At 41.7% G+C, this 12,839-nt stretch carries 13 protein-coding genes; 5 read left to right on the top strand and 8 right to left on the bottom strand.

Features of this window, described 5'->3' with window-relative positions; translation table 11 throughout:
• Positions 1–64: 64 nt before the first annotated feature.
• The gene (gene argC / locus V7K84_RS06000) at positions 65–1,123 is read right to left on the bottom strand and encodes an N-acetyl-gamma-glutamyl-phosphate reductase (protein WP_334836905.1); all 1,059 of its coding nucleotides are present in this window, start codon (positions 1,121–1,123) and stop codon (positions 65–67) included.
• Positions 1,124–1,429: 306 nt separating this feature from the next.
• On the opposite strand from argC, the gene ribBA reads away from it, so the two are divergent.
• Both ribBA and V7K84_RS05990 read left to right on the top strand, forming a co-directional pair.
• Positions 1,430–3,103 carry a bifunctional 3,4-dihydroxy-2-butanone-4-phosphate synthase/GTP cyclohydrolase II gene (gene ribBA, locus V7K84_RS05995; RefSeq protein ID WP_334836904.1) on the top strand — a complete coding sequence of 558 codons (1,674 nt, stop codon included), beginning with the start codon at positions 1,430–1,432 and terminating at the stop codon, positions 3,101–3,103.
• A 92-nt stretch (positions 3,104–3,195) separates the two neighbouring features.
• A complete protein-coding gene (locus V7K84_RS05990; protein ID WP_334836903.1) occupies positions 3,196–3,363 on the top strand; it encodes a type II toxin-antitoxin system HicB family antitoxin in 168 nt (55 codons plus the stop codon).
• Between the two features lie 166 nt (positions 3,364–3,529).
• On the opposite strand, the gene V7K84_RS05985 is transcribed toward V7K84_RS05990, so the two are convergent.
• Genes V7K84_RS05985 through V7K84_RS05975 form a run of 3 tightly spaced genes read right to left on the bottom strand, consistent with a single transcriptional unit; the run spans position 3,530 to position 3,998 of the window.
• Positions 3,530–3,739, bottom strand: coding sequence for a hypothetical protein (locus V7K84_RS05985; protein ID WP_334836902.1), 210 nt, complete (start codon positions 3,737–3,739; stop codon positions 3,530–3,532).
• Positions 3,720–3,896 carry a BrnT family toxin gene (locus V7K84_RS05980; protein ID WP_334836969.1) on the bottom strand — a complete coding sequence of 59 codons (177 nt, stop codon included), beginning with the start codon at positions 3,894–3,896 and terminating at the stop codon, positions 3,720–3,722. Before V7K84_RS05980 ends, V7K84_RS05985 begins: the two co-directional genes overlap by 20 nt.
• Positions 3,897–3,908: 12 nt before the next feature.
• Positions 3,909–3,998, bottom strand: coding sequence for a BrnT family toxin (locus tag V7K84_RS05975; RefSeq protein ID WP_334836901.1), 90 nt, complete (start codon positions 3,996–3,998; stop codon positions 3,909–3,911).
• A gap of 66 nt (positions 3,999–4,064) precedes the next feature.
• On the opposite strand from V7K84_RS05975, the gene V7K84_RS05970 reads away from it, so the two are divergent.
• Positions 4,065–5,984 (top strand): M48 family metallopeptidase, encoded by a 1,920-nt coding sequence (locus tag V7K84_RS05970; RefSeq protein ID WP_334836900.1) that lies wholly within the window; start codon positions 4,065–4,067, stop codon positions 5,982–5,984.
• Between the two features lie 70 nt (positions 5,985–6,054).
• Here the strand turns inward: V7K84_RS05970 and V7K84_RS05965 are convergent, their stop codons facing one another.
• The gene (locus tag V7K84_RS05965; RefSeq protein WP_334836899.1) at positions 6,055–7,767 is read right to left on the bottom strand and encodes a diflavin flavoprotein; all 1,713 of its coding nucleotides are present in this window, start codon (positions 7,765–7,767) and stop codon (positions 6,055–6,057) included.
• Positions 7,768–7,924: 157 nt separating this feature from the next.
• Positions 7,925–9,649, bottom strand: a complete 1,725-nt coding sequence (locus tag V7K84_RS05960) for a diflavin flavoprotein (protein WP_334836898.1) — start codon at positions 9,647–9,649, stop codon at positions 7,925–7,927.
• A gap of 109 nt (positions 9,650–9,758) precedes the next feature.
• On the opposite strand from V7K84_RS05960, the gene V7K84_RS05955 reads away from it, so the two are divergent.
• The gene (locus V7K84_RS05955; RefSeq protein WP_334836897.1) at positions 9,759–10,607 is read left to right on the top strand and encodes a pantothenate kinase; all 849 of its coding nucleotides are present in this window, start codon (positions 9,759–9,761) and stop codon (positions 10,605–10,607) included.
• 152 nt (positions 10,608–10,759) lie between these two features.
• A complete protein-coding gene (locus tag V7K84_RS05950; RefSeq protein ID WP_334836896.1) occupies positions 10,760–10,915 on the top strand; it encodes a hypothetical protein in 156 nt (51 codons plus the stop codon).
• On the opposite strand, the gene V7K84_RS05945 is transcribed toward V7K84_RS05950, so the two are convergent.
• Together V7K84_RS05945 and V7K84_RS05940 are read right to left on the bottom strand one after the other, a co-directional pair.
• Positions 10,907–11,749 (bottom strand): alpha/beta fold hydrolase, encoded by an 843-nt coding sequence (locus V7K84_RS05945; protein WP_334836895.1) that lies wholly within the window; start codon positions 11,747–11,749, stop codon positions 10,907–10,909. The genes V7K84_RS05950 and V7K84_RS05945 overlap by 9 nt on opposite strands.
• Positions 11,750–11,941: 192 nt before the next feature.
• Positions 11,942–12,436 carry an NUDIX hydrolase gene (locus V7K84_RS05940; protein ID WP_094348491.1) on the bottom strand — a complete coding sequence of 165 codons (495 nt, stop codon included), beginning with the start codon at positions 12,434–12,436 and terminating at the stop codon, positions 11,942–11,944.
• Positions 12,437–12,839 lie beyond the last annotated feature (403 nt).

Below are 12,839 nucleotides of genomic sequence, written 5' to 3'. Positions count from 1 at the left end.
AAGTTAGGAGTTAAGAGTTAGGAGTTTTTAATTCATAATTCATCACTTTTAACTCCTAACTGATTTACGGATAAAACCCCAACTTGGGCAACCCCAAGGTTTCATCCCAGCCCATCATCAGGTTTAGACACTGAATCGCTTGGCCCGCCTGTCCTTTAATTAGATTGTCAATTGCTGACATGACAATTACGCGACCTGTCCGTGGGTCAACTTCTACACCGATATAACAAAGATTGCTGCCGTTAGCCCATTTGGTTTGGGGGTAAACGCCGCTACCGCAGACTCTTACCCAAGGAGAGTTGCGGTAGAAGGCTGAGAAAATTGTGATTAAGTCATCTCGCACTAAACCGGGGTCGCTCATTTTGGCATATACCGTTGCCAAAATACCGCGTACCATTGGAATCAGGTGCGGTGTAAATTGAATCATGAGTTCGTGACCAGCTAAGTCACTGCAAATTTGCTCAATTTCTGGGGTATGACGGTGACGACCGACGTTGAAAGCGGCTATCGAGTTGTCTGCTTCAGCTAGTAATAAGTTGGTTTGAGGCTGTCGTCCACTGCTAGATGTACCAGACTTGGCATCGATAATAGCTGTTTCTGGTACGATTAAGCCTTGCTTTAAAAGTGGCGAAAGTGCAAGGAGACTGGCAGTAGGATAGGAACCAGGACAGCCAATGAGTTGAGCTTCGGCAATGCGATCGCGATAAAGTTCTGGTAATCCATAAACTGCTGTAGCTGCAATTGTGCGATCGCTTCTCTCTGTACCATACCAATTTGTATAAGTTGTCAAATCACTGAATCGATAGTCTGCACTCAAATCTAGTACTTTACATCCTTTTTCCAAAAGTTTAGGTGCGATTTGGCAAGCCAGACCATTTGGTAAAGACAGGAAAACTACTTCACAGCGGTGAGCAATTATTTCTGGTTCTACCGCTTCTATTAGCAGGTTAGTTGCATGAGCCAAGTGTGGGTAGAGATCCCCAAAGGATTTCCCGATACTACTCTCACCGCCTAAATAAACCATTTCGACTTCTGGGTGATCCATCAGTAGTCGTACTAACTGCACTCCACCATAGCCCGACGCGCCAACAATCCCAACCGGTACGCGTCTAAATTTGCCCATGATCTGAAATCCTTATCCCATGAATGGTTAATTCGTTCTCAGCTATCAACAATATCAGCGACCAGACGCACAGCGCACAAAACGTCTTAAACCCCTCTACTTTGTTCTGGGAAGATGGGCGAGCAAACAAACGATTATTATTCTTCCTCATCCCCTTCATTTTTGTACTGTCGCTCCACTTTTTATGGCAAAAATTTTTGCCCCGTTATCAAATCATTGCTAGTCTACTTCTCTGCCTTATAAAGGAGCTACAATCTAAAAGAAGAAATTGTTAAAAAAATTTACGTTTATAGCTGGAAATCTTCTGTGTCACAGCCTAATCCTACCCAAGCTTTTAAATTTGATTCGATTGATGCCGCTTTAGCAGACCTAAAAGCTGGTCGCGTCATTGTAGTGGTAGATGATGAAAATAGAGAAAATGAAGGCGACTTAATTTGTGCTGCCCAATTTGCCACACCCGACACGATCAATTTTATGGCGGTGGAAGCAAGAGGACTAATTTGTTTGGCAATGACAGGCGATCGCCTAGACGAGCTAGACTTACCCTTGATGGTAAGTAATATTACAGATACTAACCAAACTGCCTTTACTGTCAGTATTGATGCCGGGCCAGAATTAGGTGTCACCACAGGCATTTCAGCAGAAGACCGCGCCCGAACTATCCAGGTTACTCTCAACCCAGCCACAAAACCTACCGATTTACGTCGTCCTGGTCATATTTTTCCGATTCGGGCTAAGGCTGGAGGCGTACTCAAACGCGCAGGACATACGGAAGCTGCTGTGGACTTAGCTAGATTAGCAGGGCTATACCCGGCGGGGGTAATTTGTGAGATTCAAAACTCCGATGGTTCAATGGCACGGTTGCAGCAGTTAGTTGAATACGCGAAACGTCACAATTTAAAAATAATTAGTATTGCGGATTTAATCAGCTATCGCCTAAAGCACGATCGCCTAGTGTATCGTGAGGTAATTACCAAGCTGCCTAGTCAATTCGGTCAGTTTGAAATTTACGCCTATCGCCATACTCTGGATAATACAGAACACGTTGCAATTGTCAAGGGCGATCCAGCTAACTTCAAAGATGAGCCTGTGATGGTGCGGATGCACTCAGAATGCTTAACTGGTGATGCTTTGGGTTCTTTGCGCTGCGATTGTCGGATGCAGTTGCAAGCCGCACTGAAAATGATTGAGGCTGCTGGTCAAGGTGTAGTTGTATACCTGCGCCAAGAAGGGCGGGGAATCGGCTTGATTAATAAGCTGAAAGCGTACTCATTGCAGGATATGGGATTAGATACAGTAGAGGCAAATGAGCGTTTGGGATTTCCTGCTGACTTGCGGGACTACGGGATGGGGGCACAAATGCTCATGGATTTGGGCATTAAAAAGATTCGCTTGATTACCAATAATCCCCGCAAAATTGCTGGAGTCAAGGGTTATGGGTTGGAAGTAGTCGATCGCGTGCCATTGTTGATAGAGGCAACCGAGTACAATTCCTATTATCTAGCGACAAAGGCGAAAAAGCTGGGTCACATGCTGTTACAGACTTATCTAGTGACAGTAGCAATCCATTGGCAAGATGACCCGGAAGCTGTGACGGAACGTTATGAACGCTTGGAGAAACTGCGGCATTTAGCGAAAAGTAACGATCTATTGTTACAGGAAGAAGCGCGTCCGTTAGCGCTCGCTATATTTGACGAGCCATCTTTAACAGTACACTTAGGTTTCGATCAGGCAAAAGTTGCTAGCTGTGATTGGTATCAGCAAAGTGGCCATCCTTACATACAGGCAATCTTCCAAATTTTGGACAACCTCGCTACTTTGCCATACATCCAAAAACTAGAATTTCTGATTTCTTCTGGTTGCGATCCTTTGAGTAATTTACAAGTCCAACTAGATCGGCAGACATTCGCGGATGGTACATTGCCTTCATCAATTAGCGATCGCTTGGAGACGCAGCAAATTTACAGCTTTAGCAAATAGTCACAACCCTAAAAGCCAACTTTTTAATGGGTTGGAGGATTTATTGTGTGTAAGTCCTACATTCCTCCTGAACTTTTCAGCGGTTCTTTTATATGACAATGAGAGCAATTAAAATTATTGTTGAAAAACATAATGACGGTTACGTAGCATATCCCTTGGGTATCAAGGGGGTTGTAGTTGGCGAAGGTGACAGCTATGAAGAAGCACTCGCTGATGTTAAATCTGCTATCCACTGCCATATAGAGATATTTGGGTATTAATTAACTGCCAACAATCCTCGGCAGATAATCTCAGTGCTTGATTTTCAAGTTCACGCAAAGTCATGGTAATAATTTCTAACAGAGAGCGATGAGTTATCAGAATAAGACAGCTTCCGATGCAACGGAGTGTTAAGCTGTCTCGCCCTTTGCTGCTTGTGGCATTGACTCAATCAACGCCCTTAATACTTTGTTGACCGATTCTGGTGTGGTGAAAACCTGAGCTACATCTTCGTCCGTCTAAGACCACAACTGTTAATTGTTGCGTTCCACTACGGGAAGCAAAGCGATTAGGCTTTGCCTTCTGATAATCGAAGCGATACTCAGCCTGAAGCTCATCGTCAGAATTTTGCAATTTTTCAAAAGGCGTTTCGTTCATAATCTTCACGTTCCTTTCGAGTAGCTAGACGGGCGCTGATGATACGGATAGCATTGGAACGCTCAGTGAAGTAAATCAACAGCAAGAGATTTTGTTGAGAGTGACCAATAATGATTTCTCGCTGCTCATCTATAGAGTGCGCTTCATCATCAAAGATGACTGCCGAGAATTACTGAAAGGCAGTTTTGGCTTCTTCAAAGCTGACACCGTGCTTCTGCAAATTTGCGGCTGCTTTTGATTTATCCCACTCGAACTCCATGACCGGATCGTATGCGATTTAGGGAATTCTAAACAAAGAGATTTGTTTAACAGGGAGTCGTCTAAAATGCTTTGGAATACAGCTCAGTTCGATAGTTTGATTGAGCGTACAGAGAAATTTGCCCGAAAGCATCCCAATTTATATAGATTACAAGTAGCTCTGTTCGCCCTTCTGGGTTATGGATATCTACTGTTTATGCTCGTCTTTTTACTATCACCAGCAATTTTAGTACTTGGATTGGTGATACTCAAGCAGCCTTTCAATATTTGGGCATGGTTTTATGTAATTATTATTAGTTTTCCTGGAGTTCAGTTTGCTATAGGAACTTTACCAGCTCTCTTGAGAAATAGTTCGCCAATTTATGGAAAATGTCTAAGTCGCTCCCAGTTTCCAAAACTATTTAGCTTGATTGATGAATTACAAGTCAAAGTCAAAGTTACTTCCCTAAAGAAAGTTTTACTGACGGCGGAATTTAATGCTTCTGTTATACAAGCTCCTAGACTAGGGATATTTGGTTGGTATGATAATTATCTTATTTTGGGGCTTCCTCTAGTGGCATCTCTATCGTGTGATGAATTAAAGGCTGTTTTGATTCATGAATTAGCGCATTTGTCAGGAAATCATTCTCAATTTGATAGATGGATTTATCTGTTGCGACAAACTTTAGCAGATACCGTTAAACACATGCAGCAAATCAATGAAGGACATCCCTCTATCTTCATTACACCTTTTGTTAAATGGTACATTCCGTTTTTTAATGCTTATTCGTTTGTACTTGCTCGAATTAATGAGTATGATGCTGACAAGTGCGCTCTTAAGTTAGCAGGATCTGAAACTTGTGCTGTGTCACTTATTAAAATGCAGTTAACAGGTGGATTTGCATTGCATACTTTTTGGCCTAATCTATACCAGCAGGTAGAACATAAATCACAACCACCTGCTGATGCATACACCAAACTACTAACAGTTTTATTCCAACCCAATAACTTACAGGAAAGCTATAAATTTCTTAAACAAGCTTTAGCTCGCAAAACCAATAATATAGATACCCATCCTTGCCTGAATGAACGTTTGAAAATACTAGGTTTTACTTCAGTTTCTCAGGAACTTCTTTCACACTGTTTTGTGCTTAAAGAAAATGCCGCAGAAGTGCTATTGGGTAAACAGGCATTACAAGAGTTTACCCTTGATTTAGATAAGGTTTGGAAACAGCAAGTGGAGAGTTCCTGGAGACAACGCTATGCGGTTGTACAAGAAGTTCTGCAAGAAATAAAAATCTTGGAAGAAAAGGAAACTCAGGATAATTTAAGTTTAGAAGATATCTGGAAGTTAGCTAATTTGAGTTTAGAAGTAAACAAAGAAGAATTAGCTATGCAAAGGCTACATCATTTACTCATCATGGATTCGGATAATGTGAGCGTACATTACTTACTAGGACAAATTTTGCTCAAACAAGATAATTTGGATGGAGTACAGCACTTAGAAACGGCTTTAAGCCAAGATGTTAGTTTGACAAATCGTTGTCTACAAATTCTGTATGAATTGTTTTGGCAACGCGGTGAAGTAGAAAAATCTAACTATTATCGGGATAGGCTAGATGCTTTTAATGAGCAATTGAGCAAAGCTAAGAAGGAACGTTCTATTGTGAGTCATCAAGACACTTTCTGTCAGCACGGATTAGAAAAAACTGAAACACGCAAAATTCGCACTTTGATATCCCAATGTCCCCAAGTTAAAAAAGCTTTCTTAGTGCAAAAAGTCATCAATCACTTCTCGAATATACCTTTTTTCATTTTGGGGATTGTTCGCCACTCAAGCTTCCTTCGACTAGAGTCTAGTGATGCTGATTTAGAGCTAACAACAATTTTAAAAAATAAACTCCAAATTCAGCCAAATTGGGAGATTATAGTCGTGGCTAATGGCAATTCCAAAGTTATCAAAAAGATGCAAAAAATAAAACAATCTCTTATTTATTACAAACAGTAATTTTGCGAGATTAAAATTACTGTTTTGGATTTTAGATTTTAAATAATTCATCCAAAATCCAAAACGCTAATTAATAATGAGTTGCCGACTTGCGATGATGCACGGCTGTAACGCCATCAGTATCTAGCAATTTGCCGCTCTCGACAGTTGCATAAACCAGCCAGTGGTCGCCAGATTCCATCCGATTTTGTACGGAACATTCGAGATATGCTAGGGCATCGGTAAGTATGGGAGAACCGCTTTCAGTTTCTTGGGATGCGACATCAGCAAATCGGTCTTGTCCTGGGCCAAAAGGTTTAAGGAAATGCTTCATCAATCCCAAGTGATTCCCTTCTTTAAGGATGTTGAGGACAAATTTGTTTCCTGTATGAGTCAGTGTTTCTACTGCGCGGTCTTTGGCAACGGCGATGGTTAAACCAGGTGGCTTAAAGCTGGCTTGAGACACCCAAGAAGCTAACATGGCACTGGAACGATCGCCTTCTTTTGCTGTGAGAACGCAAAGAGAACCGACAATCCGACCAACTGCTTGTTCTACATTTGTTGCAGGTTGACTTGGCGATCGCACTTTTCTGGCTTTCTTCAGTGCTTGGGCAAAGTCGGTTCCAGCTTCTTCACATAATTGTAAGGTGGCATCGTCGGGTTTGAATTTTACGCGGATTGTATCAAAACCAAACCGATAGCCAGCATCTTTCAATTTACTCTCAATTAAATCAACCGCTTCTCCACTCCAGCCAAAGGAACCAAAAGCACCAGCGAGTTTATTGTTAGTAGCGGTGGATAGCACAATTCCTAAAGCTGTTTGCACAGGTGTTGGTGCATGACCGCCGAGGGTAGGAGAACCGATGATGAAACCACCGGCTTTTTCCACAGCCGCCCGGATTTCTTCTGGTTCAGTAAACTCGCAGTTAATCGATTCTACGGCAACGCCAGCTTTTGTGATCCCACGAGCGATCGCTTGGGCTAATGTGGCTGTATTTCCATAAGCTGAGGCATAAATTAACGCCACTGTCAAATCAGCAGAAGTTTGCTGCTGACTCCATTCTCGATAAGCTTTGGTCAGGTCGATTAAGCCATAGCGTACCAAAGGGCCGTGTCCATTGGCATACATTCGCACGGGAAAATCAGCAAGTTTATCCAGCGCTGTTTCAACTTGACGGGCGTGGGGAGCCATGAGGCAATCAAAATAATAGCGCCGATCCTCGTTATATACTTCCCAACCTTCATCAAATACCTGATCTCCACAAACGTGCGCCCCAAATAACTTATCTGTGTACAGAATTTCTGTTTGTGGATCGTAGGTACAAAGTTGATCTGCATAGCGGGGATTGGGAGTGGGAATAAATTGTAAATTATGCCCATTACCCAAATCTAGAGTTTCTTCGCCCCGCATGACGAGAATTTGCAAATTTGGATTTTCCAGCGCCGCACGTAAATTTATCGCTCCTGGATTAGAACACACAAAGGTGATTTGGGGAGCAATTTCTAACAAAGCTTTTAAAGTTGCAGCGCGGTTAGGATTTACGTGTCCCAAAATTACATAATCTAAATCTTCGAGATGAAAACGTTGCTGTAAAGCTTCTAAATAAATTTGCGTAAACGTTTCCCCTGGAGGATCGATAATGGCAGTTTTCTCACTTTCGATTAAATAAGAATTAGCAGTTGTACCCTTAGCAAGAGCATATTCAATTTCAAATCTGAGCCTTGACCAACTACGCGATCGCAGTATTCTTGTATCTGTAGCAATGGGGAAAACTTGAACGTCGCGGGGTTTATTTTTTGACATGGCTAAAACAAGAGTTATGAGTTATGAGTTATGAGTTATGAGTTGAAGAAAGTCGTTAATCTAAATCTTGTAACTTCCGTTGTGCAGACGATATGTTTTGTTAAACTCGTCCCTACAACTCCTAATTTTTAACTTCTAACTCCTAACTCCTAACTTTTTAGTAGTGGTTGCCGACTTTACGATGATGCACAGCAGTCAAACTTTCTGGCTTAGAAACCCGTCCGGCGTAGACTGTGCTGTATACTGCCCAATGGTCGCCGCAATCCATTCTACTGATTACTTCGCACTCCATGTAGGCAAGCGCATCGTTGAGGATGGGCGCACCATTTTCGGCTGGCTGAGTTCTCACACCTTCAAAACGATCGGCACCAGGGGCGAACCGCTTCAAAAAGTGTTTCATTAATGGTTGGAAATTGCCTTCTTCTAAAACGTTGAGGACAAAGCGATCGCCTACTTGCATGAGTGATTCAATTGCCCGATCTTTGGCGACTGCAATGGAGAATCCCAAGGGTTTGAAGCTAGCTTGAGCAACCCAAGAGGCTAACATGGCACTGGATACATCGCCTTTTTTGGCAGTAATAATATATAATCCGCCGCTAATTCTACCTAATGCTTTATCTAAGTCAGCACCAAGGGATTTCATGGCTTTGATAGTGCGATCGCGTGTTACCCATTGAGCTAAGTCTGTACCCGCTTCTTCACACAACTTGTAAGTATTTTCCGTAGGCGTTTGTTTAATCCGAATCGCTGGAAAAACTGTTGTCAAACCCAAATTGCGGAATTTACTCACCAAAGGATCTATCGGCTCATCATCGCCACCGCCACTTTCAAACACGCCAATAGCTTGCTTTTCTTTGGCAGATCCTAAAACTGTGCTGAGTGCAGCTTGGATACTAGCAGCACCAGAAGCCGGAGGTAGACCAACGATTAGTCCAGCACAGCGGCTAACTAGTTCCCGTAGTTCTTGTAAATCGACTTCAGATCCCAAATCGACAATTTCCACGGCAACACCAGTTTTACCGATACCGTTGGCAATTGCTTGGGCGAGGCGATCGCTATATCCGTATTCAGAAACGTAAAATATGCCAATTGTTGTTTCTGCCTTGGTTTGGCTTTGGCTCCAAGTGCGGTAACGTCCAACTAGTTCTTCTACATTGTGAGATAATAATGGGCCGTGCCCTGTGGCGATCGTGTCGATAGTTTTCAGTTCCGCCATGCGCTTCAGGGCAGACAGAACTGACCGGGCATTCGGCCCCATTAAGCAATCGTAGTAGTAATGAAAGTCTTCTTCGATCGCTGCTAAGTTTTCATCAAAGGTGCTATCTGAGCAATAGTGCAACCCAAAGGCATCGCAGGTGTAGAGAACTTTGGTTTTATGGTCAAAGCTGAAAATGGTATCCGGCCAATGTAAATTTGGAGCAATCACAAATTCAAATTCATGCCCATTGCCCAAATCTAAGCGATCGCCATTTTTCACAATCCGCCGCTTAAATGGCTGATGTACTAAATCTTCAAGAAACTGAATCGCCACTTTAGAACCGACAACGGTTATTTCTGGAGCCATTTGCAGCAAATCTTTAACTAAACCGCTATGATCTGGCTCAGTGTGGCTGATAATTAAATAATCAATCTCTGTTGGGTTGATTAGTCCGGTGAGCGTATCAAAGTATAGTTGACGAAACTTTTCGTGGGAGGTATCAACTAAGGCAGTCTGCTCTCCACGAATGAGAAACGAGTTATAAGTAGTACCGTTTTGCAGACCAAACTCAATATCGAAGCGATCGCGATCCCAATCCAAAGAGCGAATAGCCGTCGTCTCTTGAGCAATCTCTACAGTCTGTATGGTGAGCCGTTTTTCAGTTTTCTCGGTGAGCGCTACCATAACTCCCTCCTTGACACAATGAGTATTTCTTCCTCTCCTTTTATTGTTACACGGCTTTAATGTTAATTTTTATTAAAAAACCTATACTTGACTTAAAAAAGTTAAAAGTGTGAACCCACAGAGGCACAGAGAGGAAATTTGGCTAGCCTTGGAAATTGGGAATTCGCGGCTGCATTGGGCATTGTTTATTGGCGAGACACTTTACTCAGCTTGGGATACCGACTATTTTCCTCAGTCTGTCATACAACATCTAGCTGAATGTCAAACCCTAGATGATTTATTGCTAGCAATTTCTCCACCCCATCAACAAAGTAATTTTCTCACAAATACTCCACCCCTTTGCGCTTTTGTCTCTCTGCCTCCGTGCCCTCTTCTCCTCGCCTCGGTAGTTCCCAGCCAAACTGCTATTTGGCAAACTTACCCAAATACTCGCGTTATTACCTTAAACCAAATACCACTAAAAGGCGTGTATCCCACACTAGGAATTGACCGCGCTTTAGCTTTGTGGGGTGCGGCGAAAACTTGGGGTTTTCCGATGTTGGTAATTGATGCTGGGACAGCGCTAACTTTTACAGCTGCGGATGCGAATGAGTCTTTAGTTGGAGGTGCAATTTTGCCGGGATTAGGTTTGCAATTTGCAACTCTCGGTCAACAAACAGGACAATTACCATTAGTGGAAATGCAAAAATTTTCGTCTCTACCACCACGTTTTGCTCTCAATACTACAGAAGCAATTAAAAGTGGAGTAATTTACACAGTATTAGCTGGAATTAAAAATTTTATTGAAGCATGGTGGGATTTATTTGCTGATGGAAAAATTGCCATTAAAGGAGGCGATCGCACTTTATTAATTAACTATTTGCAAGCTTTATATCCTGAAATTGCAGCACGTTTAATTGTGGAACAAAATTTGATTTTTTGGGGAATGCGGGAAATAGTAATGGAGAATAAGCAATAGGAATCCGATTTTTCACGGCAAAGAGACAATCCAAAATCCAAAGCCCAGATAGCATAGAATTAAAAGAGAAGTTTGCCCCTAAATAAACTATGCCCAAAACTTCACAGCTAGATGTAATTATGCAGCAATTGGATACCCTTTCTTCAGCATAATTGCTAGTAGTTAGGGCAAAAATCGATGCCTTGATTGAGGCACAATCCTTGCCATTGGGTAAAGTTCTACCACCTTTTTTTCCTTGGCGTAACGTTCGGAACAGCGAAGGAATATGTGTAGTGGATTGGCAACAAACCCTGAATGAGTTAGTTTAACTCGTTGAAATTATGGATTTTTAAAATACCTTGAATAAACTCCTGAATTTCGGTTGCCACAACCTCAGCACAAGATTCTGGTAAATCGTTTCCAGCATGAGCAATCATTTTCAACTCGACTTTCGGTATCAGTTGAGCATAAACACGGCTTTTGGCTAAAGCATCTGGTGTATCTTGTCCACCTTGTAAAATAAAAACTGGGACATCTATCATATAAAGCTGCTTTTGCAGTAATTCCGCCTCAATTTCTACTTGTCGCCGTTTGAAAAGTAACTGGCAACCTATAGGATACGGCAATAGCGATTGACGCAACTGCAAGTCTTGTGCAATTTTTTCATGCCAACCCAGGATTTTAGTCAAGGGAGTTAGCGATCGCAACAACTTAACTACTAGTGGTGGATAATTCAATAATCGCCGCATCTTCTGGCAATACTCTTCTTGTCCTGGTATCTCCACGCCCTCTGGTGCTAGCAGTACCACACCATCAACTTTCTCTGGATACTTTAAAGCATAGCTAGCAGCAATCCAACCCCCAAGAGAATGCCCCACTAAATATACTTTTTCTAGCTTCACAGCTTGCAAAAATTCAGCTAGACATTCAACTTGTAAATCTATCGAATGGTGGATATTGGGATTTTCTGATTCACCAAATCCTAACAAATCAGGTGCAAAACAATGAAAATCTTGTGCAAGGGATTCCATCACAGATAACCATTGACTGCTCTCATTCCAAGCACCATGTAAAAAAATTATAGGAGTTTTTTCACCGACTTCACGCCAGAAAAGTAGCCCTTGAGAGAGCTTTCTCCGGGAGTTACGGAATAGTGTATCCATTTTATTTAGTAGTTAACTTTTAGCACCATAATAAATAGTCATTTGTCATTAGTCATTAGTCAAATTACAAACACAAAGATGTGGTGCGATTCGTTTAGCGTCTCCTTGAGGGAGCCTCTCGTAGAGAAGATTCCTTAAATCGTAACTTTGGTGGCAAATGATCAATGACAAATGACAAATGACAAAATATTATTATGCCAGTGTTGTCAAGCCATTCAAGTAGTCTTGCAACTGCCTAGTATGGTCGTGAGACATCTTTTCTGAAGGTAGTAAACTGGGAGAGAAAGCTTGGATTTCCATGACTTCTAAAGTGTCTTGAATCTCCATTGTCCCATACACTTCGGCTTCAACCACAATACAAATTGAATGGATTCTGGGATCGCGGTCTGGTGCAGAGTAAACTCCTACCAAACGGTTAATTTTCACCAATTCTAGCCCGGTTTCCTCCATCAATTCCCGGCGAACTGTATTGGGAATATCTTCTCCCCAATCTACAATCCCTCCAGGCAATGACCAAAGACCATTGTCGCGCCGCCGGATCAGTACAATCCGACCATCGGGTAAAATTGGGATGATACTAGTGCCAGTAATGGGATGACGAAATATTATACCCAATACTGTTTGTCCAATACGCCATAAGCTACGTGTGGACTCTACAGCTGCCGGAAAAAAAGCAATAACGTTCAATCTTCAAAATTTATGTGTTGTATTCTGTAGTTCCCTACCACTTAACATAGGCTCAACTAATCAAATTTTTGCTGAGTTTTGTTTTATACAAAAATGTTTGTGGGTTGAGATTTTATTCTCACGATTTACGTAGAATATTATCAATTCTAACATCAAGTTTCAAGAGCAGCACTGTGTTTATATATACATAATATTTCTTGAAAAAGGTAAATTTCCAGTTTATAGGTAGCATTAGTGCTGCTGAAAGCAGCTGTTACTAATAGATTTTTAGAACACATTAAAAAAATAATATGAATAATGAGTCAAAATCCAAAATTCTGAATTCTGAATTTATAAGAGGCAATTAAGTAGGGTTTAAAACCTACAATTAATTAAAGATCGCTAAATCAAATATTTAGACTCT

The sequence above is a fragment of the Nostoc sp. genome (genome assembly GCF_036917315.1).
Taxonomy (GTDB): domain Bacteria; phylum Cyanobacteriota; class Cyanobacteriia; order Cyanobacteriales; family Nostocaceae; genus Nostoc.
This window is presented reverse-complemented; position numbering and strand designations above follow the sequence as displayed.

What these genes read in the sequence shown, in the direction of transcription:
- argC (WP_334836905.1), bottom strand. Translation starts at nt 1,123, where the DNA reads ATGGGCAAATTTAGACGCGTACCGGTTGGGATTGTTGGCGCGTCGGGC.
- V7K84_RS05990 (WP_334836903.1), top strand. Translation starts at nt 3,196, where the DNA reads ATGACAATGAGAGCAATTAAAATTATTGTTGAAAAACATAATGACGGT.
- V7K84_RS05985 (WP_334836902.1), bottom strand. Translation starts at nt 3,739, where the DNA reads ATGAACGAAACGCCTTTTGAAAAATTGCAAAATTCTGACGATGAGCTT.
- V7K84_RS05975 (WP_334836901.1), bottom strand. Translation starts at nt 3,998, where the DNA reads ATGGAGTTCGAGTGGGATAAATCAAAAGCAGCCGCAAATTTGCAGAAG.
- V7K84_RS05970 (WP_334836900.1), top strand. Translation starts at nt 4,065, where the DNA reads ATGCTTTGGAATACAGCTCAGTTCGATAGTTTGATTGAGCGTACAGAG.
- V7K84_RS05965 (WP_334836899.1), bottom strand. Translation starts at nt 7,767, where the DNA reads ATGTCAAAAAATAAACCCCGCGACGTTCAAGTTTTCCCCATTGCTACA.
- V7K84_RS05960 (WP_334836898.1), bottom strand. Translation starts at nt 9,649, where the DNA reads ATGGTAGCGCTCACCGAGAAAACTGAAAAACGGCTCACCATACAGACT.
- V7K84_RS05945 (WP_334836895.1), bottom strand. Translation starts at nt 11,749, where the DNA reads ATGGATACACTATTCCGTAACTCCCGGAGAAAGCTCTCTCAAGGGCTA.